The following is a 23748-nucleotide window of genomic DNA, read 5'->3' as shown; positions in this document are numbered from 1 at the left end:
AGCATTCGACTTTTCTTAATAAATCAACGGCATTCAACTTTAGAACAAAAGTTTATTCACAGATTTGCGAGAATGAAAATTGTGGCTTACGTTTAGGGTATCTAATCGTTAACTGCACTGTGTATGTCGTTATTCAAAAAGTCCAAAACTGAACAAAATACCCCGCGTTTAGCGCCGTGGAAAATTGCCATTATTGATGATGAAGAAGGCGTTCATGAGGTTACCAAACTCACACTGCGCAAATTCAATTTTGAGAAGCGTGGCGTAGAGTTTTTATCTGCTCATAGTGGCGAAGAAGGTTTAGCGCTATTCAAAGCTAACCCTGATATTGCGCTTGCGTTTGTTGACGTAGTGATGGAAACCGACGACGCTGGATTGAAACTGGTAGATGCTATTCGCAACGAACTACAAAACCACGTTACTCGACTAATACTGCGAACAGGCCAGCCCGGGCAAGCGCCTGAAGAGGATGTTATTAGACGGTATGACATCAATGACTATAAAGCCAAGACGGAGCTTTCTTCATTAAAGTTAAAGTCATGCGTTTATACCGCTATTCGCTCTTATCGTGATATACAAACCATAGAGCAAGGTAAGCGTGGTATGGAAGATGTATTAAAATCATCTTCCTCTGTACTGGCAAGCCAGTCGCTGGCTCAATTCGGTACTGCCGTTTTGAAACAGACACTCACCCTTCTTAATTTAAGTAACTCAGTGTTATATCTTTCCACCCAGCATACCGACTTGTATGGCGATACGAGTATGACCGTATTGGGGGCAAGCGGAGACCTTGTTGGTTTATGTGAACCGGGTATCTCAACGCGTATACCGGAAGACATTGAAGAAGAGGTTAAACAGGTACTGGCGAATAAATCGCACTACCAAAGCGATACCGTATTTATCGGCTATTACCCCACAGGTGAAGACAGCCACAATATTTTGTACGTAAAGTTAGACCAACCTTTAGATGCAATGCAAAGAAAAACACTGGAAATGTTTGCATCCAATGTAGCGGTTATTTTCCAGAATCTCACGCAAAAAGAAGATATACAAAAAACACAGAAAGAACTCATCATGGTGCTTAGCGACGCTATCGAAATGCGTAGCAAGGAAACCGGCGGCCACGTTAGACGCGTTATATTAATGACAGAGTTTCTAGCAGAAAAGCTGCACATGAGCAGAGAGTTTATAGATACCATTCGCTACTCTGCGGCCCTCCACGACGTGGGTAAAATCAGCATACCAGAATCTATTCTACACAAGCCAGGAAAGCTTGACCCTGAAGAGTGGGAAATTATGAAAACTCACGCTCAGAAAGGTTATGAACTGCTTGCCGGCTCTGATCGCATTGTTGCCAAGATGGGTGCAATCATCGCCAAAACACACCATGAAAGATGGGACGGTAAAGGCTACCCTGACGGGCTTGCCGGAGACAACATCCCCGTTGAAGGGCGTATTATGGCGATTGTTGACGTGGTAGATGCCCTGCTTTCTAAACGGTGTTACAAACCTGCATGGAGCGTTGATGAGGTAAAAGCTTACCTTCAAGAAAATGCGGGTAAACAATTCGACCCGCTAATCACCCATATAATGCTAGAGCACTTCGATAGAATACTGGAGATCCGTGCCACAGAACCGGACGAAGATGAATGAAAGAAAACCTAGAGTTAATTTTACTACGCGTTAGCCAAAGCCCAGACATTGATAAAGGTGAATTAGACGTTGCCTCAAGACTGATTATCAACTCTGTGTGTGAAGGCTTGGAAATTACTCGAGCAGGTATTTGGTTATATGATGAAAACCAAACTCTAGTGCAGTGCACATTGCTTATAGACAAAGGCAATGATCTTGATAACGAGAGTTTAGTGCTAACTCGAAGGGATTTTCCGCATTACTTTGAAGCGCTTGATTCAGGTAGGACAATCGCCGCTCACGACGCGCTCACCGATGTTGCGACATTTGAATTTGCCGAAGTATATCTTACGCCTCTGGGCATAAGCTCTATGCTGGATGTCCCTATTCGCCACCGCGGTAAGATGATAGGAATAATTTGCTGTGAACACCAAGGTAAGGCGCGTGAATGGCTTGACGATGAAATGGTATTTGCGGCTTCGCTTGCCGATCTTTACGGGCGAGCGGTAAGCGCTAACGAACGGGCTGACTATGAGCAACAGCTTATAGAAGCTAACCAGAATCTTGAGCAAAAAGTCATAGATCGCACTGCCGAACTTGAGGCTGCGCAAGAAAAACTTGTTGAATCAGAAAAAATGGCTGCCCTGGGTAACCTTGTTGCCGGTATTGCACACGAAGTTAATACACCGTTAGGCATTGCGCTTACCTCGGTAAGTAACTGCAAAGAAGAACTCAAAGAGATTTATCGAGATTTCGAAAATGGTGAACTAACAGAAGAAGGTTTTAAAGATTTTGAAGCGATTTGCACTGAGGGGTTAACGTTAGCTGAAACAAGCCTGATGCGGGCCGCGAACCTAGTTCAAGACTTTAAGCGAACCTCTGCCGACCAAACATCGCTGGAAATTGAAGAAATCGCGCTGGATGAATACATACCGCGGGTTTGTAATCCATTAAAACCAATGCTTCGCAAAGAGCAAATAGAGCTTAGTATAGATGTTACACCTGATTTAGTTATCACTACCTGCCCTGGCATTATCGCCCAGTTGCTTACGAATTTGATATCGAACGCGCAACGTCATGCTTTTGGCCCATCAGTAAATAATGGGGTGAATAAAGTTGCCGTTAGCTGTAGCCAAAACGACAAGGGCGTTGTGGTAAGCGTTCAAGATAACGGAAAAGGCATTCCTGAAGAATTTCATAAAAAGGTGTTTGAGCCCTTTTATACAACCGCTCGTGATAAGGGCGGCACCGGTTTGGGCTTAAATATTTTATACAATCTTGTTCGACAGAAGTTTAACGGCGAAATTGATTTAATATCGTCGCCTGGTGAAGGAACCAGGGTAACGGTTTGTATACCTGTCGAGAGTTAGTGCAGTTACCGCCCTATCGCTCATTTGTTTTGTTTAAATTGACGTAACAAGCGCGACATAGGTTAAATGTCGCGCTTACGACAGACCTAAAGCTTCACAATGGGCAAGCTGAGTGTAAAAACATAATAAGGCTTCTCGTGATGCAACTTTCACAATGGCGTAGCTCAGGCCAATTCCTAAACGTTGATGATCAGCAAATTTTCTACACGACCCAAGGCGAAGGGCCTGTGTTGTTGTTAATTCATGGGTATCCTACCGCAAGCTTTGACTGGATGAAATTATGGCCTGCACTTACTCAGAGATTTCACTGCGTCACGCTCGATATGTTGGGGTTTGGTTTTAGCACCAAAGCGCCCAAAAAATACAAAATAAAAGAACAGGCCACGGTCATAGAAGCCGTAATGGAGCACCTTCAAATTACGCATGCTCACGTTCTGTCTCACGATTACGGTGATACTGTTGCGCAGGAGTTAATGGCCCGTCAGTTAGACGATAACCTTGCGTTTCGTATGCAGTCGCTGCATTTGCTAAATGGCGGCCTTTTTCCTGAAACCCACCAAGCATTACCCATTCAAAAGCTGCTGCTTTCCCCTATTGGCGGGCTGCTTATTCCTTTTTTAAGCAAAAACGCCATTCGAAAAAGTATGCACAATATCTTTGGCCCAAATACGCCCCCTTCAGACCAAGATATTAAGGATTTTTGGGCGCTTATTACTGAAAACAATGGTCACAAATACATGCACTTGCTTTTGGACTATATGAAACAACGCAAGCAATACAGAGAGCGCTGGGTAGGTGCACTTCAAAATGCCGACGTACCGGTTCGACTAACCGCTGGAATGGCAGACCCCATTTCTGGTGCGCATATGGTAGAAAGATATAGGGAACTTATACCCAATGCTGACGTGGTTGAACTTGCTGATATAGGCCATTATCCGCAGATTGAGAGTGCTGAATTGGTTTTAGAGTCGATGTTTGGATTTATTGAAGATTAGGTGCGTTGGCGTAATTTGGTCAAGAACCTTTATTTAGCGCACTGTACGCATCATATTTCGAGAATCAATTGATAGCCGTATGGTATTTGAAAAATTAAACTCATTTAGCAATACCTATTAAATTATTACAGACAAAACACTAAACAAAAGTATAATACGATCTTTTACAGGTTGGTAACTGTCTGATTAATATACAGTTGAAAATGCAAATGGAGGTTATCTAACGCCCCATTTGTTCCTTCTACGCCATCTGAGTAACAGCTACCAAGCTTGTTAAACTTTCTAACTGCAAACACAAAAACAGACAGTCTTACCAACAATCAATTTTAACAAGGATAGGAAATTGGACTCTTTAGAAGCTAAAAAAAAAGCAGGTGTATTTTTATATCGTTTCGCGTGGATTGTTGAAGTTTTCGCATGCGCGATAGGCATTGCTATTGCAATCACAGTTTTATTTGAAACGAATATGGAGATTGAGGCTGCAACAGGTAAAGAGGTTAGTTTCCTTTCTCCGAGTTCATTGTTATCTGCACTCCCCTTCTTCATGATAGCTGTAGTAGAGCTCACAAAAATTCCGTTAGCTACAGCATTTTATTTTGCGAAAAGCCTACTTTGGAAGCTTATTTTTATTACCTCTTTGATTTTTGTGGCATTTATCACATTTGAGACTGGCTTTAATGGATTTGAACGCAATTTTGCAAGAACGAATTTAGTTGTTGATGCAAAAAAACGAGAACTACAAAATCTAGTTGAAAGTAAATCTGAGCTTGAGAGTCAAGTTACGGAGTTGGAATCTCTAACCCTTGAGGCCATAGAGCAGCGTCATAATCAAAGGCGGAATGAATTAGCTGATAATTATCTTTCAAGAATTGAAAATTTAGATAATCTCATAAGAGATACTAGGGGGCGTGGTGAATCTATACAGCTAGATGCCCTTGTCAGTCAAAGAGAGCAATTGCGTACAGACTTGAAACGTCTTGACGAAGATAAACAGCGTGAACTTACCGCGCTGTATAACCGTTATGACTCTCTAAGTTCATCTTCAGCTAACGATGTTGAGAGCAAAAGGCATCAACTAAACAAACAGTTAGAAATGGAAACTTCCAACCTTAGCTCTTTGAAGAAAGAATATAGAGGTGCTCTGGATGCTTCTAATTTTTTCACTAAAAGTGCCGTCGAAAAAAAATATCAGGAGTTGATAAGAGAGCAACAAAGTCGTATCGACGAAACGACTAAATTGATTAATAATTTATCAATTAGAGGGCAGGCATCTTCTCTAAATCAATCTCTTCAAAATGAAGTAGATGACATAAATCGTCGCTTTAGTGACTTAAAGACCCAACTGAATACACGACAAACCAGTATTAACAAAGAGATTGCTAATATTAGTGCCACGACTGAAAAAGAGATTTCTGACCAAACAGCCTTGCTTAGGAAAGAAAGGGATGTTCTACAAAACGAATATAATAACCAGATTGAAGACAACGAAAAAGAGCGTAGACGTGTTTTAGCCTCGTTTGAAGATAAGAGCAAAAAAGCTAATTTACTTAAAGAAGAAATCACTACTCTATCAGAAGGTATTCTTAGAATAAGAAACGAAATCAATTCTAAAGTTGCCGATAAGCAAGTATATCGTATGGCAATGTATGTATTTAATAAGGACTCTGCTGCTGACCTAGAACCAAAATCAGTTGCAATTGTAGCCACCATTTGGTTTGGCTCAATAGCTTTTATTGTCGCCTTTACCGGCATTATTTTAGCCTTAGGTAGCCTAACCCTTCGCTTTGGAGAAGACAAAACTTCAGGGAAATCTTTATATCACAAGATGTTAACGTCCCTCCGCTTAGCATCAATAGCTATTCGTCATAAGGCCAAAGAACCGAAAGTCATTACTAAGACCGTAGAAACTCAGGTTCCTGTTGAGATAGTAAAAGAAATACCTGTCGAAAAAGTGTCAATCAAAGAAGTTCCGGTAGAGGTTATAAAGCGCGAAATAGTACACATACCATTGTATACAAATGATCCTGAATTATTGGGTACAGTCGCACAGAATAACTCTTAAGGTATGGTGAAATGGAGACAAAAGAAGAACAAGCGAAAGAGTACATAGTTCATAATTATTCTGCGATTGATAAGCACAATGAACGAATAGAAGAAAAATTTAAAGACTCACTACAATACAATAAGTTACAAAGGTGGAAACTCCTCTCAGTCGTAGCTGCTCGTTTAACGGCTATTATTTTAGCTGTAATACTAACATTTTCGTTTTGTATTTGGTTATGGACTCAAGACTTGGAAAATATGGTCGCAATTGACTACCAGACGTATGAATTTAGTAAATTGAACGATACTTTTGAAAGGATTGCGAGTGTTAACGAAAAGTTACTAGACGAGAAAGTTTCGACAGAATTACGTTTAGGCCAAGTTCGAGATGCAATAAATGCATTTTCACCTGGGGAATTGGGAGACGTTACTGAAGAGTTTACAATTTTTAGAAAACGAAGAATTGAAGATGATAAATTTATTGTTACTGGTCATGTCTACTTAACTCGTGACCTTTCCTCTCCCGAATATGAGTACTGTTACCTATCCAAGAATGATGAAATAAATTTAAGCAAGGCTACTAGAGAAGACATTGGCTACAAATTAAACGGCAAAATAATGTGGCAAAACCCTAGTTCAGATAATTACAAATTAGGGTTAAATTTCTGTGAATTTACTAATTCAGAAACAGCATTATGAGTAACAATAACTCTGATATAAAATTCTTCTGGGGGATAGTACTTTATTGTCTACTTTTGATCCTTGCTATAAAAATCGTATCTCCTGATAACGATTCGCCCCCCTCTAAGGCTGCAAAACCTGAACTAGAGCAGTTTTATTACAATAGTCTTGATATACCTGGTGGCTATTCCGAATCTGGGTATGTACAAATATCAGATTGGGATATGGTACTAAAAACGGCCAAATCTGTTTTGCAGGTTGATGAAAATACCAACATTATAACGTTTTCTAATAACCAGAAAAGAAAGTGCACCGAGTCGAGCCCAGTTTACTACTGTAAACCTTTAACTGAAATTGAATTGGACACTTTGAACAGAATTGCAGAAAAAAGACAAACCTTACCTAGCGTCTACGAATCTTGGTAAGACCAAGAAAGACTAAATAGCGAACCGATTGTTTTAGCGTAGTAAGTTCAGGGACCTAATCAATTAGACAGAGTGGCTACTTTAGCTTTTACTATTCGCTTACGCCAGTATAAATGGAAGAATTGCGTACTGGGGGATTAGACGGAGAGTGTCCTCTACCTATTGTAACCCCGTCATCCTGCAGCTGGAGATTAGTATCTAACTAAAGATGCGTGGTAGGAGGCCATAATAATTTGAATCAAAGAGGAATAAAGAATAACTTTGAGTGAAGACTCACACTTAATCTTGACAAGGACTTCACCATGAAGAAGGTATTCTTAATTTTAGCGATTACCTCAATATCCACATTAGCTAGCGCTAATTGCACAAAACAGGTTCAATAACTAGTTGCTATGATTCGCAGAGCGGAAACTCCTATACAACTTATGACTTTGGTACATCATCAATAACTAATGGCAGCAATGCAAATACTGGCACAACTTGGAGTCAGAATACTACTCGATTAGGCAATTCAAGTTTTTCCAATGGCACTAGCAGCACAGGTACTACTTGGAATCAAAGCACTACGCGTATGGGGGATATGTCTATTACAAACGGTAGTAGTAGCTCAGGAAAGTCTTGGAACAGCACGACTTTTGGGAATGGCACAACATTCCACAGCTCCAGTGACGGAATTAGGTCTAAGTCGACAACATGCGATGCCTTTGGCAACTGCTATTAAATATCGTTTAACAAAGGGGAAACCAAAGCCCCCTTCCTATTAAGACAGCCTTTTAAATCACTAAGTACATGTTCAAAAAGCTATTGTTTTTTAAAAATGGAATCAAGATAATTTAAATTCGAGGCAAAAATATCTATCAAAACAAGCAAAAGCTGTATGGGCTATGCCTCAGGCTAAGTAGAGATTAAACGATAAGAATGCGACTACATTAGATTACAGTATATTAGCAGATTAACATGTGCCGCCCCTTCAACGGTATTCGCTCATCGTCTACTTGAACTAGCGACTACGTCGGGCCGAAGCGCTCATCTTTTTCATTTTCTAAGAAAACACCGAATATGTTTTTTCAGAGGGAAACGGGTGTTATTGCGAATTATCTGTAACAAGCTGCTAGCTTCCCAAGTTACGTTCTATTTTCAATAAAAGTACAAGGAATTATGTATAGAATAACGGAATTTAAACACGAGAAAAGGATCGTTCCTTTAACTATCCTGTTAGTTATCGTCTCTAATACATGCGTAAAGACAAAATGGAGAGCGTCGTGACATTTAAATCTTTTATATATTTTGTAGCTGGACTTTCATTACTTGCATCTAATTCTTCTACTGCCGAAAATAGTAGCCGTGCGTTTAACGACTGGGAAGTCAGAGAAACGATAATTGAGGAGGTGCCCTTCGTACTTGCTGACACAGCCCTTTCGGACGGTCAATCGCTCATAGCTATGTGTTTCACTAGCACGTGTTTCCCAATGGTGAATCTGAACCTTACTTGTGAAAAAGATGGTAAATATCCAGTAATGGTAAGTGCTGACGGTGGAATTCATCCATTTCAAGCATCATGTTTCATACTTGACGATGAAAACCACTTTTTTCAATTCCCTAGCAGCGTAATGGACATATATGCTCGCAGCAATAGCTTTGGAATCGCCTACGGTTTAGGAAGCGGGAAATTTAGAGCATCGTATTTTTCTTTGAAAGGTTCGACTAAAGCTATATTGTACGCAAAAGAGAGATTGAACGAGCTAGAAGCAGTTCGAGAGCCTGAAAAAAGCGAGCCCTCTGGTTATTCCGAGCAGCTTTAGCAAAATATATTAGCTGTATTGGCTCATATCTGTTCTTACAGTTTCGATGATTAGGCTTAGGCTTCATCTAACAGGCGGTTATGAGCGTTAAACGGACGTTGGACATAACTTTTGCGCAAGTCCGCTTCAGACAAGCGGACGTTCAGGCTCGTGAGACTGAATTTCTGTCATTAGTCAAAAGTGGACTTCTGATTTTTCGGTGAAAAAATTATTTTCTATAGAATTTTACCATTCTGAGTTCGTTCAACTTGCTGGTCTTTGAAATCTTTTCTAAAACATTTCTAACTTTACTTTTGAGTTCTTCACTGCTGCTCGCAAGAAGCATGAAGACTCGAACAAAGTCATTTAAATCCTCACCCTTGATACTCATAATTAGATCAAATATCTCTTTTTCTGATAATTCATTGAGTATCTCCACTTCTGAATCATTGTAAGAATTCGATTTTCTTCGCAAATTTAGCACTTCTAGAACTGTAGTCTTAGGTTTTAGTTCTCGGTATGCGCTTCTTAGCCTCTCTTTAAACTTTTCGTCTTCAATTCCGAATGGATGAGTAATAAAATTATCTATATCAAAGACTTCAGGAGTTTCTTTTCTACTGTCGATGAAATATTCAATCAGGTTGTCAGCTGCCTCATCTCTTCCGATTCCTCTCAATATTTTCAAACCGCTGCTGTATTGAGAGCAAGAGGCTGTAGGTGCGATATCCCTCATTCCCTTTTCAATTGCTATAGCAACTTCATCCTCATTAGCATCAAAAGAATTATGAAAGATATTCCAGGCTTCTTCCCAACTAGCGCTCCTTTTGTGAACATTTAGTTCATTTTGCTTTTGCTCACACAATGGAAGTAACTTTTCCTCATCTAGAAAGCCTTGTTCAATACCCTCCGCAACCGCAAAATCAATTTCATCCGCATGACTAAAATTATAAGAATTCAGAAGGTCATTCCATTTTTTGCTTACCGTTTCATCCCAGCCTTGTTCTTCATCTGCCTTTCTCAACCCCTTTCGATTAACAAAGGCAAAGGCTGGAATGCGTTCCTCATCCTCACCATGGCAGTAATAACACCAACTGAAGACAACTGTGGAGTGAATGATTTGTTGCTTTATATCATTATCAAAAGGCTCTAATTTCAATAAAAACTCTTTCACATGATTAACAATCTTTCTTATGACTCTTTTATTCTTTATGTTTAGACCTACGCAACAATCACGTACATAGCTTTTGAATTCATAATCATCCGAAGACATTGCATCAAAACTTTGCCCTGCGGTAGGTTCGAAGTGCAATTGTTTATCAACTATTTTCTCTTTGAATTTAACATAGTCCTTAAAGCTAGAGTCTGTTGAATCTTCATTAAGCAAAAGAATAATCTTACAGTTTCTCCTCTCTTTTAAATATGACACTAAACCCATGAAATCTTTGATCTTTAACCCATCACTATGACGTTCAAGATCATCAAAGCAGATTATAGTATCTTTCAAAGCTAGTTGAGATAGAGAACTAATCACATCGCCAACGCTGCTGATGTATTTACTAATAACAGGTATTTTCAAGTTTTTGAGTTTGTCAGCCCAAAACTTAGCGTGTGCTTTGGTGTTTTTCTTTTCTCCAACGGTATTAATGTCAACAGTATTTAAAAACGTTGATTGCTTTAAAGCATCAATAGAGTTAATACCAAAAAGAGATACATACGAATATGACTTCAATTCACAAATACTCTTGAACTCTTCGATGTGAGAGTCCCATGTGTATGTTTTGCCAACACCCCACCGACCTTTGATGGCTAATACTTCTGGTTTACTGGTAGTTAGAAAGTTTCTTATTTGCTCTTTTATCAAGTTTGTCGACACTGAAGAATCTTCTTTTTAATAAATCTATTTAAAAACGAGAATAAAATGTAGTTAGCTAATATTACAATTCAATCGTAAAGGCGAGTCAAAAATAGCCTCTAGCTTATAATTGTAGATTTAGATTATCGATATTCTACTTACGATAAAATTACACAAATGTCCGCTCTACGTACATAGCCGACTTCGGTCACTTAAAGGCTCGGCTACGAAGTATTCCGACAATCGCGACTTTCTATCTTTGATACACATAATCATTAAGCACTTCAACTAACTCAAGTGCTTCACTTTTTGACAGATAAGGTATCTTTACAGTTCTTGCCCAAAAGAAAGTTTTACCCGTTTTTAGTTTCACATGTGAAATAGGCATAGCTAACATTCTGTTATCCTTCCGGTTCGGGATAGGAGTCAAAAATTCTACATCTCGATACAGAGTTTCACTGTCTAGAACTTTAACCTCACCTTTTACTTTTGCGGCAGCAATTAAGCCGCACCATTCGTGTGAAAAGAAAACAATATCATCTACATGAATATCGTGAACAAACTCCTTTGCGTCACCATATGTTTCAAGACGACTATTATCTATCATCGACCAAATAGAGTTCTCGTCCCAACGACGATTCGTGTCGAATATTACGCCTTTCACATCTCTTGGGTTTTTGTGTTGATCATGTGGAAGTGCAAAGAATTCAAAGTAATTTTCTCCAGCGAGTTCATAAACCCTATATGGTAGGAAATAAATAGAGATACCATTTTTCTTCCAGTAATCAACGTGAGAAATTAGTGATTGATCGGCTGCACTGCCGATAACTAATAGATGTTGTTTATTGTTCATTTTTTCAGGTTCTAGTTCGTGCTCAAGGCCGAAAGCTTCTTTGTGAGCTTGAACTAGAGACGTTTCGTTTTGACTATGCCGTATGAATTTTTCTTCTAATTTTTGGTAGCTCCATTGACCAGCATTTTGCATGTATCTTAGAGCTTGATTGACGGCGTCTTCCCCATCAGTTGAACGCTTTAAGATAAACAAAAATAATTCACCTATTTCATTGAGAGCATATATATCCGCTCCTACTGGCCGCTGCTTTGGCTGAAACGCAGGCATTAATCTAGCTTCCTCAAACAATACATCTAAAATACTTCTTGCAATTAAGTTCTCTAGATTATCCGCAAGCTTTCCAAAACTCGAAAAGTCTTTAAACTCCAAAGGTTCTAATTTCTTAAAAACGTTGGCTTGTTCTTCTATTTTGTAGAGCATTTTTGCACTCCTTCGAATGATCATTCAGTAAGGTAAGGTATAGTGATTAAAAGGCGCGACAATATGTGTCGCACGTGTAAGGACGAATTGAGATGAGTCAGATAACAGAACGGAATACGCTAAGTCGCCAGTGGGAAATCTTGAGACTCTTACCTTCAGTTGGCGTAGGTATATCGGCCAGAGAACTAGTAGAAAGGCTTACAAGCTTAGGTTTTAATGTTTCAAAGCGTACTGTAGAGCGAGATTTAAATGAGCTGTCTCGACAATTTCCGTTGCTCTGTAACGACAAAAGTAGACCTTATGGCTGGCGCTGGATGGATAATGCTTCGTTTGATATACCTAATCTCAGCATAAGTGATTGTGTTTCCTTGGCAATAACCGAAGAAGTTATCGCTCCACTACTGCCACCCTCGGTTTTAAGACCATTAAAGCCACGTTTCGAATATGCTAAAAAACATTTGCAAGAAGCTAATCGAGATCATGCTCTTGCTCAATGGACGGATAAAGTCGCCATTCGAACACCATCAATGCCGTTACTCCCTCCAGCTATTGACGGACAAGTCCTTAACATTATCCAGAGTGCTCTGCTAGATGATAAGCAAGTGAAAGTTGTCTATTCGGGTGTTTGGGCGGAAGAGGCTAAAACACTCGTGTTACACCCTCTCGGGTTGATTCAGCGAGGTAAGATACTCTATTTAGCTGCCACAGCATTTAGCTACAGTGATATCCGTTTATATGCGTTACAGAGAATAAATGTCGCTGAACAGCTGGAGGACAATATTGATAAGCCAGTGAATTTTTCGTTGCAAAATTATATCGATTCTGGTGCTGCTGAATTTAGTTTGAGTGGTGACATTGCTTTTGAAGCTCGAATTCATCGTTCGGTCATCAACTATCTTTTTGAGACTCCGCTATCGCATGATATGCAGGTTAAAGAAACTGATACTGACTGGCTTGACCTTACTGCCACCGTCAAGGATTCTTGGCAGTTCAGATGGTGGCTACGTTCACAAGGAAGCAGTATTGAAGTGCTCGCGCCTACGAATTTGCGACAAACAATCAAAAATGAAGTCACCGCATTATCCAATTTGTATAAAGTAGATAATTTTTGAACTCTGCGACAAGTTATGACGCAGGTTAGATGTAAGTTTTGTGTATGAGTTGAAAGAATAAAGGATTAAGTAATGACGAAGCGCCAGTTAAATGAAAAATTTAAACAATTTGCATGTTCCCACTACGGCTGTGATGGTGGAAATTTAGATTCGAGTGTTTGGGTATGCGGCTTGGAATGGGGAACGGAGTTTAAAGACTTAGCTGATCTAGAAAAGACAATGGAGGGACCCTTCAATGTGGGCAACTGGGATGGACAGGTACAAGAGCGTCTTAAATATCAATACAATAATAAAATTGCCTGGCTATACAGTTATCTCTATGACTGGGAACATGGGCATAAAGAACAAGCTGTTAAACACAAGCTTATGTGCTCGGATGGCATTGGATTTAAGATGAACGCTTTTCCTATTTCTTTCAAAAATCGCTCCAGTGTATCTTGGAATAGCGATATGGCTAAGCTCATAGGACTGCATTCTTTCGACGTTTATATAGAATGGTGTATTTCACATCGAGGGCGTTTCTTTCAAAGCTTAGTAAAAAAACATAGTCCGCGAGTAATAGTATGTACCGGCAAAGGTTCGATGATGTCCTTTTTTCGCTTTTTCGACTGCGATTTGACGACTGTAGACGACGGTGAAATGTTCAATGTTGCGCGTTGCAATGACAATAACACTCTCGTGTTTGTTGTTCCATTCTTTGGTGGTGCTTCAGGTATAAATAGTTTCGACAAAATGGCTACGCTGGCAAGTAATATATCTAAGTACGCTGATAATACCTTGGGCTCAACCGACTGGAAGTAAAGGAGTATAGGAAAGCTGAGTATACACTTTGCTCCTTAGGCTTCTGCCTTTCGCGTTGGGGAGTATATAGCCTAAGGGTCTGCACTACGCACAGAAACGCGCAACCTAAAAATTGAAATAAATGGTTTTATGTTTACTGGATGAAAAAAGGGCTGCAAAGCAGCCCTTAAAGTAGTTCAACCTGCTCAGTCCAATCATCAATTGCTTCGGCTGAAAAGTAACGATGTTTCGTTAAACCGAAAACATTTTCAAATTCTCCATCATCAACTTCACCTGAATTGATAAAGCCAACGATTTGTAGCTCGAATAGTAAGAACAATAAGCATCGTTCAGATGGCTCGAAATATTTCTTCCTGAACTCTTCTGGAAGCTGATTTGCGAGACCGTCTGAGATAACAAAACCATTCGTAACAAATTGCTCGTTCTTATGTTCGTAAACATAATCTAGGGTTTCTGGATTGAAATACCAACATAAACGAAATTTGTCAGGCCAAGCGGTTCTTGTCGCTCTTTTAAACTGATGAATGAACGTGATTTGCAGATCACGCTTCTGAGTCTTCTTTGTCATAGTTATGTCCTGTTTAGTAAACCTCAGGATTAACTAGTCACGACTAGGGAAAATTTTCACTATTGATACGGGAGCATCAAGCTAGAAACATAAAGTTAGTAATGAATAAACAGTTAGGAAAAGTTAAACTTGTACTACTGTATAATGTGACAATTATGGGACAGTTTTGGGACGCTTATTTCGCGAGCAATCAATGAGCGGGGTAAGTCATTGAAAAAATATGAGAAGTTGGTCGGTGTGAGAGGATTTGAACCTCCGACCCCTGACACCCCATGACAGTGCGCTACCAGGCTGCGCTACACACCGACCGAAAGAGCGGATAAGTCTACTCATATTTGTTCACAATGCAACGAGAATTAGCAATAAGCCTGTTTAAGCGCTCAATTGCTAACCACATTTGCAAATTTCTTTATTAAAACACCTAGTTGCACGCTAATTAATATCACGCCAAGGTAACGTAGCACACCGCAGTTACCACTAACGCCACTAGTACGTTCAGCACTATTCCTTCTCTTGCCATGGTTTTAATATCGAACTTTTCAGTTGAGTACGCAATGGCATTAGGCGCTGTTGCTACTGGCAGCATAAAGGCACAACTTGCGCTTATAGCCGCCGGAATCATTAGTAACTTAGGGTCAACGCCCACCGCTAAACCTGCTGCGGCCAATATTGGCATTAGCAAGGTAGATGTTGCTGTGTTTGAAGTAATTTCCGTTAGGAAAGTCACGAATAAGCAAATACCCAGTACTAGCAATAACACAGGCAAGGTAGCGAGCCCTGTTAACCAAGAGCCCATCAGCACGCTTAAGCCCGACGACATAAACGCTTTCGCAATACAAATTCCACCTGCAAACAGTAGTAACATTCCCCAAGGAATATCGTTTGCGGTTTTCCAGTCTAGCAGCTTATCGCGGTTACCTTTTGCATCTACTTCGCCATTGTCATTGCCGCTATTGGTGAAAAACATAGCGGCAACACCTGCTACGGCTATAGTGCTATCACTGATAGTAGTTACGCCTATCCAAGCGGTCCAAAAAGGTCTGAAGATCCAAGCCATTGCAACGGTGCCGAAAATGGCAAGTACACGCTTTTCTGCTTTTGACCATGCACTAGGTACAGGCAAATCGATGCTGCCCACTTCTTTAATTCCGCGTGCCAACCACAAGGCCATAATAGGCACACCTAAAACGACTATCGGTACGCCAGTTTTCATCCATTCGATAAAGCTGTATTCCATACCCTGCGTTTCTTCATACACGCTCATGAAGATAATGTTAGGCGGTGTGCCGATAGGTGTGCCTACCCCGCCCAAACTGGCTGAATAAGCAATACCCAGAATAAGGGCCACGCCAAATCTTGGGTTATCGACCGCATTGATAATGGCAATGGCCATTGGCAACATCATTAACACCGTGGCGGTGTTACTAATCCACATACTAAGAACGGCGGTTGTTAACATGAAGCCTAGCACGAGCTTGAGCGGGCTGCCGCTGCCTGTTACACGCAGCATGTAAATAGCAAATCGCTTGTGTAAATTGGCACGTTCGAGACCTTTTGAAAGCATGAAAGCCGCCATTAGTAATATAATGACATGACTTCCTAAGGCAGACGCAGCTTCACTGTGTGACAGTACGCCGAATAATGGAAATAACGCGAATGGCAGAAGCGAAGTAGCGGGAATGGGCAGCGCTTCGGTTACCCAAAGTACGGCTACAAAAAGGGTGATCGCAGCGGTAAATATAATTTCGCTGGGCTGATTAACAGCCCACAAGCCCATACCACTAAGAACAGAGGCGATAAACGCGAAAAAAATAATACTGTTCTTACGTGTTGGTTGTCGTCGTTGAGAATCTGAAGAAGGTTCAGGATTTGTGTGCATTGCGCTTCCCGTTACTAATCGCTTTATTATAAGTGCTAGGGCCTTAGCTGTAGGCCCTTTTGTTATTGCTTTTATATTTTCTATCAGTAATTAGCGGGAAACGCACGAGGGTTTTCCAAAAAAGTTATTTTTTAGTTGTTTTACTTACTTTCGTCGTCTGACGAAATACGGCTAGCCACTGCACCGGCTTGATCTTTATATTTCGCATCAACTCTGGCGTTGTAAGGTTTTTCAGCTGGGGCTGATAACACCTCAAAGCTAAGTGCCCCTATTTTCATTTTAGGGCGAAGCGCTAAAGGTAATTTGCCGCTGTTGTAAAACTCAAGAACGATGTTACCAGACCAACCTGGGTCGATTCTATGCGCCGTCACGTGCACCATTAAGCCCAAACGCGCCAGTGAAGAGCGCCCGTCTAACCAACCAACGATATTGTCTGGCAGCGTTACTGATTCGTGAGTAATGGCAAGCGCCAGCTCCCCGGGGTGTAGAAAGAAGGCTTTGCCCTCTTCTAGTTCAATTTCGTCGCTCATTACGTGGTCTAGCGCTTCTTGTACCTGCGCTTTTGGCCCGCTTAAATCGATAAACGGCGCTTGATGGTCTTCAAATACGCGAAATTTGTTACCAAGGCGAATATCTACTGTTACACCGCTAATCTGATCATAGTTAGGTGTAGGCTCAATTTTTATTTTCCCATCTTGAAGATGTTGGTAGATATCGCGGTCGCACAAGCGCATGGTGTATTCCTCATTTCGTTAGGCCGCTATTATGCGTATGTCACCGCATGCATTCAACTGCTCAAAGGCTTGTTTTATCTGCTTTTGCGCAATTTTTATAAAGTTTTAGCTAATTTTGAATTTAAGTGCCAAAACCTGCCTCTATTTTTCTTTGGTTCAGCATCTAACTAGGCTTTAAACTAAACGTACATCACTATTGTGCGCTACCTGTTATTACTGAACTCTACTCTTTCTCAATCTTTCCCAAGAATGCCAATTGGGTCGCCTTTAATGTGTTTAACCGCTCCTTTGCGTGGTTCAACGATAAGGGCTAGTTGCATAGACATTGCTCTAGCTGCCTCGCGGTAGCTTTCACTCAAGTCACTTTCAGGCGAGGAAATTAATAAAGGCGTGCCGGCATCGCCATGCTCGCGAATATGAATATCAAGGGGTAGCTGCCCTAACAGTGGCAAACCATGGCGCTCAGCCAGTGCCTCTCCTCCGTCTTTTGCAAATACATAGTCTTTGGTGCCGCAGGCTCTGCATTGGTAATAGCTCATGTTCTCGATAAGCCCAAGTACTGGCACATTGACCTTTTCAAACATGCTTATGCCTTTTTGGGCATCGGCTAGCGCTAAGTCCTGGGGCGTAGTCACTACCACAGAAGCGGTAAGAGGCACTTGCTGTGCCATAGTAAGCTGAATGTCGCCGGTACCAGGCGGCATATCAACAATTAAATAGTCGAGTACAGGCCACAAGGTTTCATCTAATAATTGCTTTAACGCCCTACTCGCCATTGGTCCGCGCCATACTGCCGCGTCTTCTTGCGGTACTAAATAACCGATAGAGTTTGCTACCAGCCCATGTGCCATAAGCGGCTGCATGTGCTTATTGTCTTCACTTTCAGGGTGTGCGTCAGGGTTCCCCAACATAATGGGGATAGACGGCCCATAAATGTCGGCATCTAAAATACCTACTTTCGCGCCTTCTTGCATAAGCGCAAACGCAAGGTTGATACTGGTTGTAGACTTACCCACACCACCTTTGCCCGAGGCTACCGCAATAATATTTTTAATATTAGTAACAGGGGCAACTTCAGTTTCGCCACTGGCAACATTTTGCTTAAAAGTAAGCTTATCGGCACCTAGTTTCCCTTTTAGCTGGTTAAGCACTTCTTGTTTAAGCGTATCTAACTGTGTAGCAATGCAAAATGGCAAAGTAACCGTAACGCCTGCATCTTCATTTTCTGGCTGACTAAGAGCACACCAAGGTAAGGTATCGTCTACGTCTAGCGAGAAATACTTGGCTAAAATAGCAGCAACCTTCTGCGTTAGCGGCTCTGCTTTGCGAGAAAAGAACATAAAATGCCTTACTAGTAGTAGAATTGTGTGAATTACGAGATGCAAAAAACGCGGTTTTCCGCTAGTATTTGCAGCCATTTTGAAACGCAAAGAATCAATAACGTCATTATGTCAGAAAAACGCCGAATTCTGGTAACCAGTGCGTTGCCATACGCAAATGGTTCTATTCACTTAGGTCATTTGCTAGAACACATTCAAACCGACATCTGGACTCGTTTTCAGCGCCTTCGCGGAAACGAATGTTACAGTGTTTGCGCCGACGATGCACACGGTACGCCGGTTATGCTTAAAGCCCAAGAGCTTGGCATTACACCTGAAGAAATGGTGGCAAGAACGCGTGCTGAACATCACCAAGACCTTGTTGATTTTCACGTTGATTACGACAACTACTATGTAACCCATTCGCCAGAAAACAAGGCATTGTGTGAAGAAATTTACACCCGTTTGGATAATGCGGGTTACATTAGCAAGCGCACTATTAACCAACTGTTCGACCCTGAAAAAGAAATGTTCCTGCCAGATCGTTTCGTTAAGGGTACCTGCCCAAGCTGTGGCGCAGAAGATCAAAACGGCGATAGCTGTGACGTATGTGGCGCAACGTATAGCCCAACTGAAGTTAAAAATCCGCGTAGCGTGGTATCGGGTGCTACACCAGTACTACGTGAGTCTGAGCACTTCTTCTTTGACCTGCCAAAATTTGAAGGCATGTTAAAAGAGTGGATCCGCTCGGGTGCCCTGCAAGAAGAAATGGCGAACAAACTACAAGAGTGGTTTACTGAAGGTCTTCAGCAATGGGACATCAGCCGTGATGCGCCTTACTTCGGCTTTGAAATTCCAGGTGCGCCAAACAAGTTCTTCTACGTGTGGGTAGATGCACCGGTAGGCTACATGGCTAGTTTCAAAAACTTCTGCGACCAGAATAACCTAGAATTTGACGATTTCTGGAAAGCTGATTCTGACGCTGAGCTGTACCACTTCATTGGTAAAGACATTACTTATTTCCACTGCCTGTTCTGGCCTGCCATGCTAGAGGGCGCGGGATACCGTAAGCCTACAGGCGTGAATATTCACGGTTTTGTTACGGTGAACGGCGCAAAAATGTCAAAATCGCGCGGCACATTTATAAAAGGCCGTACTTACCTTGACCACCTGAACCCAGAGTATCTGCGTTACTACTTTGCGTCTAAGTTAGGCGACGGTGTTACTGACATCGACCTAAACTTCACTGACTTCGCACAAAAAGTGAATTCAGACTTGGTAGGTAAAGTGGTTAACATTGCAAGCCGCTGTGCAAGCTTTATCACTAAGCGTTTTGACGGAAAGCTGTCTGAAAACGTGATTGAGCCAGAACTTATTGCTGAGTTCCAAAACGCATCAGAGAACATTGCTGCACTTTTCGAAAAGCGTAAGTACCACCAAGCCGTGCGCGAAATCATGGCCCTTGCTGACAAAGCAAACCAGTTCATCGACAACAACGCACCTTGGGTAACCATTAAAGACGAGACTAAGCAGCAGTTCACACACGATGTGTGCTCGCTAGGTATTAACATGTTCCGTCTGTTGGTGATTTACTTAAAGCCTGTACTACCAGTACTTGCAGAAAAAGCAGAAGAATTCCTAAACGACTCGTTTGACTGGAATTCACTGCAAACCCTATTGAAAGGCCACGCCATCAACAAATTTAAGCCGATGATGCAGCGTGTAGAAATGGAGAAAATTGACGCCATGGTTGAAGATTCAAAAGAAAGCCTAGCGCCAGCAGCACCGGCTATCGACCCAGACAGCCCGCTTGCTAAAGACCCTATTAGCGACACTATCTCGTTTGATGATTTCGCGAAAGTAGATTTACGTATTGCACGTATCTCTAACGCCGAGCACGTAGAAAAAGCTGACAAGCTTCTACGCTTAGAGTTAGATTTAGGCGGCGAAACTAAGCAAGTGTTTGCTGGAATCAAGTCGGCCTATTCACCTGAAGCCCTGATCGGTAAGCATACTGTAATGGTAGCGAACCTTGCCCCTCGCAAGATGCGTTTCGGCTTAAGTGAAGGCATGGTACTAGCCGCAGGCCCAGGTGGCGACGAGCTATATATTCTTGAGCCGCACGAAGGTGCAAAGCCGGGTATGCGCGTTAAGTAAACCTTATAATGTTCAACATTGAAGAAAGGTGACATTCAGCGCTTTAAAGCGACGGAATGTCACCTTTTTTGTTTAGCTGATAATAAAGTTCTCTGATTCGTGTAGCCTAAAATCTTATTGATAGGTTGAAGGTACATTTCCATCATCGTGCAAGCTCATTATTTCGCCCTCAGCATCATCTAACTCAATCATTACTAACCCAGTCTTTAATCTACTCCGTAACTTGTTATTGCCCTTTTGCAAACGAGACTACCGACTTCAAATCAACAAAAGAACTATTACAACTCGCGTCCATTTAAGGCGATCTATCATTCTTTCTATAACGTAGTCACGGTGTTTAATCATTGAAAGAGGTATTTATGGAAGATTTGTTCGGGACTAATATCGATTTATCGGAATTAACCGAAAAAGCCATATCACTGGTGATGACTTATACCCCCAAATTGCTATTGGCTATTTTTACTCTGGTGGTGGGTCTTTGGTTAGTGAATCGTTTTGTAAACCTATTAGATCACCGGATAGGTAAAAAGGACCCCACTCTCAATAAATTTTTATGCGGGCTTATAAGTGCCGTTTTAAAAGTTATGTTGTTGATTTCTGTTGCCTCTATGATAGGTATTGAAACCACCTCATTTATCGCCGTAGTTGGTGCAGCAGGTTTGGCTATAGGCCTAGCATTACAAGGCAGCCTGGCCAATTTTGCTGGCGGTGTGCTGATACTGATTTTCAAACCCTTTAAAGTGGGTGACACCATTGAAGCAGAAGGGTATTTAGGGTCTGTAGCAGAAATACAAATTCTCTATACTGTAATCAACACCTTTGACAATAGGCGTGTTGTTATTCCCAACGGGAACCTATCTAACGCCACATTAACTAACGTTAGCGTATACGATAAACGCCGCTGCGACATGACCTTTGGTATTGGCTACGATGACGATATCGACAAAGCAAAGAACATTTTGCAGCGTTTGTTTGAAGAAGACGAGCGTTCATTGACCGACCCTGAACCAAGAATTTGTGTAGGCGGACTTGGTGACAATTCAGTTGATTTAATGTTTAGACCTTGGGTGGGCACCGATGATTTGTGGCCTTATTACTGGGATATGCAGGAAAAGGTTAAAAAAGCCTTTGACGAAGAAGGTATTAGTATTCCTTATCCGCAGCGAGATGTGCATTTGTATAGAGCAAGCGACGATTAAAATCTTAATATGGAGATAGCTGCTAAGCTATCTCCCACTCCCCTTCAAATTCGCTTGTGAACGCTAAAGCCTAGCGTTCTGGTACAGCAAGTTAGCAAATCTCTAAAAGGGTTAACGCTTGTTACAGCCTTTTAGTTAAAAGCCTGGCCCGCTCTACGTGCGCATGGCATGTACATTAACACCGCTAACGCAGCGTACGATTTACCGAGGAAGTCCTTACACTGGCCCCCACCGCTGAAAAGCGCGGTTTTAAGTTACGTTTAGGCTTTATGGCCGTCATAGGGATTACCCGCTTTTTCGCAAGTATTACATATACCGCGCTGCACCAAGGCAAGTAAGACGCTAAATAGTGCTGAAGCTTAGCGGCTCCTTTCCACCGCTGCTGAAAAAACAGCGTAGAAAAAAGCACCTGGCGCTGCTCAACAATTTCAAAACCAAGTAACTGAAGCCAATCTTTAATGCGATAGGATGTAAAAAAACGTGCATCGTGCAAAATATTTCCGCGCTTAACGGGTAGGAACTTGGCGATACCGGCAAGACTTAATGGGTTAAAGCCACTGATGATGACATAACCGTTTTGCGTAATAACACGGTCTACCTCTCTCAATATCTCGTGAGGGTCTTGAGCGAAATCTAACTCGTTAGCCAATAGAAAACCATCAACACTATTTTCAGAAAAAGGTAAGGAATGCGACTGCCCTACAATGGTATTTTCTCTGCTAATAGTTGATTCGCGGCTTTCATCCAGTGACTGTGAAGATTCAACATTATTGTCTGAGGTGTTAATAGATGTAGTGTTGCCGTCTAACTGGCAGCCAAATTGATTATCAAAGGGCACTTGATTGATGTGGTGCCTAATAGGGCTAGTGTTTAAATTAATCTCGGCACTTAAAGAGCCTAGCTTAGCAAAGTGATACCCAAATATGCGCTCAGCATAATCGCTACACACGGTATTCACGGCATCGCGGATGTGCTCACCTGCGGGGAAATCATCCCAGCTTGTCGGGTAGCGAGGCGGTTTGGCTCTAAAGGCCGATCTCATTAACACTGCGCGCTCTTAGGTTGCTCTGCTGTTCACAAGTCCCTATAGTAACGCATAATTCTACCTACACAAGCAGGTACTCTTATGACGGCAGAAACGCTTCCTTCAGATGTAACAATTCATCCTATTCCCGCTTTTACTGACAACTACATTTGGTGCATTCACAACGGTAACAGCGCTATAGTCGTTGACCCGGGTGATGCTGAACCTGTATTGGCTTTTCTTAAAGCCAATAAATTATTGCTTAGTGCGGTTCTTATTACCCATCATCATAGAGATCATACTGGTGGCATCGCTAAGCTAGTGTCTACCGTACCGGATTTACCGGTTATAGGGCCAAGAGGCAACCATATAAGAGGCATCACTAAATCGGTGGCACAGGGCGATACCGTTACACTTCCTGTATTTAAAATGTCACTGCAAGTTATGGAAGTGCCAGGCCATACTCTTGACCATATTGCTTTCTTTGGGCATGGCGTACTATTTTGCGGTGATACACTGTTTTCCGCGGGCTGCGGGCGTTTATTTGAAGGCTCGCCAGAGCAAATGCATCATTCTTTGAATAAGTTAAAGCGATTGCCTGACACTACCAAGGTGTACGGCGCCCACGAATATACGCAAGCAAACGTTGCATTTGCTCTTGCTGTTGAGCCTGACAATACGGCGCTAAACGACTACGCAGATTGGGTTAACGCTAAGCGAGAACAGAATCAACCTACTTTACCGAGTAACCTCAAAGAGCAAAAAAACATAAACCCATTTTTACGTGCCCATGAACTTTCTGTTAAAACTGCTGCCGAAGCCTATTGCGAAAATAACCTGGCTGACGATGTTGCAGTGTTTGCTGCAGTTCGCCGCTGGAAAGATGAGTTTTGATGCAAAAGT

General features: G+C 41.7%; 19 protein-coding genes and 1 tRNA gene. 12 read left to right on the top strand and 8 right to left on the bottom strand.

Annotated features, from left to right (window positions below; genetic code table 11):
* Nucleotides 1-123 precede the first annotated feature (123 nt).
* The 7 genes from ACXACS_RS09730 (at nucleotide 124) to ACXACS_RS09700 (ending at nucleotide 8948) form a co-directional block, all read left to right on the top strand.
* Nucleotides 124-1653: a DUF3369 domain-containing protein gene (locus ACXACS_RS09730; protein ID WP_474806130.1), complete on the top strand. Its 1530-nt coding sequence runs from the start codon at nucleotides 124-126 to the stop codon at nucleotides 1651-1653.
* Nucleotides 1650-3002 (top strand): sensor histidine kinase, encoded by a 1353-nt coding sequence (locus ACXACS_RS09725; RefSeq protein ID WP_474806129.1) that lies wholly within the window; start codon nucleotides 1650-1652, stop codon nucleotides 3000-3002. Before ACXACS_RS09730 ends, ACXACS_RS09725 begins: the two co-directional genes overlap by 4 nt.
* A 140-nt stretch (nucleotides 3003-3142) precedes the next feature.
* The gene (locus ACXACS_RS09720; RefSeq protein WP_474809243.1) at nucleotides 3143-3997 is read left to right on the top strand and encodes an alpha/beta fold hydrolase; all 855 of its coding nucleotides are present in this window, start codon (nucleotides 3143-3145) and stop codon (nucleotides 3995-3997) included.
* Nucleotides 3998-4340: 343 nt separating this feature from the next.
* A complete protein-coding gene (locus ACXACS_RS09715; RefSeq protein WP_474806127.1) occupies nucleotides 4341-6059 on the top strand; it encodes a hypothetical protein in 1719 nt (572 codons plus the stop codon).
* Nucleotides 6060-6070: 11 nt separating this feature from the next.
* Nucleotides 6071-6739, top strand: a complete 669-nt coding sequence (locus ACXACS_RS09710) for a hypothetical protein (RefSeq protein ID WP_474806125.1) — start codon at nucleotides 6071-6073, stop codon at nucleotides 6737-6739.
* Nucleotides 6736-7146: a hypothetical protein gene (locus ACXACS_RS09705; protein WP_474806123.1), complete on the top strand. Its 411-nt coding sequence runs from the start codon at nucleotides 6736-6738 to the stop codon at nucleotides 7144-7146. The genes ACXACS_RS09710 and ACXACS_RS09705 overlap by 4 nt, the downstream gene beginning before the upstream one ends.
* 1262 nt (nucleotides 7147-8408) lie before the next feature.
* The gene (locus ACXACS_RS09700) at nucleotides 8409-8948 is read left to right on the top strand and encodes a hypothetical protein (RefSeq protein WP_474806121.1); all 540 of its coding nucleotides are present in this window, start codon (nucleotides 8409-8411) and stop codon (nucleotides 8946-8948) included.
* 208 nt (nucleotides 8949-9156) lie between these two features.
* Here the strand turns inward: ACXACS_RS09700 and ACXACS_RS09695 are convergent, their stop codons facing one another.
* Together ACXACS_RS09695 and ACXACS_RS09690 are read right to left on the bottom strand one after the other, a co-directional pair.
* The gene (locus ACXACS_RS09695) at nucleotides 9157-10800 is read right to left on the bottom strand and encodes a hypothetical protein (protein ID WP_474806120.1); all 1644 of its coding nucleotides are present in this window, start codon (nucleotides 10798-10800) and stop codon (nucleotides 9157-9159) included.
* Between the two features lie 232 nt (nucleotides 10801-11032).
* Nucleotides 11033-12052 carry a PDDEXK family nuclease gene (locus ACXACS_RS09690; protein WP_474806118.1) on the bottom strand — a complete coding sequence of 340 codons (1020 nt, stop codon included), beginning with the start codon at nucleotides 12050-12052 and terminating at the stop codon, nucleotides 11033-11035.
* Nucleotides 12053-12144: 92 nt separating this feature from the next.
* Here ACXACS_RS09690 and ACXACS_RS09685 point away from each other — a divergent pair, with 92 nt between their 5' ends.
* Nucleotides 12145-13164 (top strand): helix-turn-helix transcriptional regulator, encoded by a 1020-nt coding sequence (locus tag ACXACS_RS09685; protein ID WP_474806117.1) that lies wholly within the window; start codon nucleotides 12145-12147, stop codon nucleotides 13162-13164.
* Between the two features lie 72 nt (nucleotides 13165-13236).
* Nucleotides 13237-13965 carry a hypothetical protein gene (locus ACXACS_RS09680; protein WP_474806115.1) on the top strand — a complete coding sequence of 243 codons (729 nt, stop codon included), beginning with the start codon at nucleotides 13237-13239 and terminating at the stop codon, nucleotides 13963-13965.
* A gap of 166 nt (nucleotides 13966-14131) precedes the next feature.
* On the opposite strand, the gene ACXACS_RS09675 is transcribed toward ACXACS_RS09680, so the two are convergent.
* From ACXACS_RS09675 to apbC, 5 genes are all read right to left on the bottom strand, one after another.
* Nucleotides 14132-14533 carry a hypothetical protein gene (locus tag ACXACS_RS09675; RefSeq protein ID WP_474806113.1) on the bottom strand — a complete coding sequence of 134 codons (402 nt, stop codon included), beginning with the start codon at nucleotides 14531-14533 and terminating at the stop codon, nucleotides 14132-14134.
* Nucleotides 14534-14762: 229 nt separating this feature from the next.
* Nucleotides 14763-14839 (bottom strand) — tRNA-Pro (locus tag ACXACS_RS09670).
* A gap of 136 nt (nucleotides 14840-14975) precedes the next feature.
* Complete coding sequence (locus tag ACXACS_RS09665) at nucleotides 14976-16412, bottom strand: SLC13 family permease (RefSeq protein ID WP_474806111.1); 1437 nt, start codon at nucleotides 16410-16412, stop codon at nucleotides 14976-14978.
* A gap of 140 nt (nucleotides 16413-16552) precedes the next feature.
* Nucleotides 16553-17146 (bottom strand): dCTP deaminase, encoded by a 594-nt coding sequence (dcd, locus tag ACXACS_RS09660; RefSeq protein ID WP_179983793.1) that lies wholly within the window; start codon nucleotides 17144-17146, stop codon nucleotides 16553-16555.
* Between the two features lie 233 nt (nucleotides 17147-17379).
* Nucleotides 17380-18486 carry an iron-sulfur cluster carrier protein ApbC gene (gene apbC / locus ACXACS_RS09655; RefSeq protein ID WP_474806109.1) on the bottom strand — a complete coding sequence of 369 codons (1107 nt, stop codon included), beginning with the start codon at nucleotides 18484-18486 and terminating at the stop codon, nucleotides 17380-17382.
* 108 nt (nucleotides 18487-18594) lie between these two features.
* Between apbC and metG the strand changes: the two genes are divergently transcribed.
* The gene (gene metG, locus ACXACS_RS09650) at nucleotides 18595-20622 is read left to right on the top strand and encodes a methionine--tRNA ligase (RefSeq protein ID WP_474806108.1); all 2028 of its coding nucleotides are present in this window, start codon (nucleotides 18595-18597) and stop codon (nucleotides 20620-20622) included.
* Between the two features lie 359 nt (nucleotides 20623-20981).
* Nucleotides 20982-21821, top strand: a complete 840-nt coding sequence (locus ACXACS_RS09645; protein WP_474806106.1) for a mechanosensitive ion channel family protein — start codon at nucleotides 20982-20984, stop codon at nucleotides 21819-21821.
* A 184-nt stretch (nucleotides 21822-22005) separates the two neighbouring features.
* On the opposite strand, the gene ACXACS_RS09640 is transcribed toward ACXACS_RS09645, so the two are convergent.
* Entirely contained in the window at nucleotides 22006-22863 is an 858-nt protein-coding gene (locus ACXACS_RS09640; protein ID WP_474806104.1) for a methyltransferase domain-containing protein, read from the bottom strand.
* A gap of 84 nt (nucleotides 22864-22947) precedes the next feature.
* On the opposite strand from ACXACS_RS09640, the gene gloB reads away from it, so the two are divergent.
* Nucleotides 22948-23739 carry a hydroxyacylglutathione hydrolase gene (gene gloB, locus ACXACS_RS09635; RefSeq protein WP_474806102.1) on the top strand — a complete coding sequence of 264 codons (792 nt, stop codon included), beginning with the start codon at nucleotides 22948-22950 and terminating at the stop codon, nucleotides 23737-23739.
* The last annotated feature ends 9 nt before the right edge of the window (nucleotides 23740-23748 follow it).

The organism is Alteromonas sp. AWM4_230 (genome assembly GCF_056158305.1).
The sequence above is the reverse complement of the archived record's forward strand: the minus strand, read 5'-3'. Positions and strand labels throughout refer to the sequence as shown.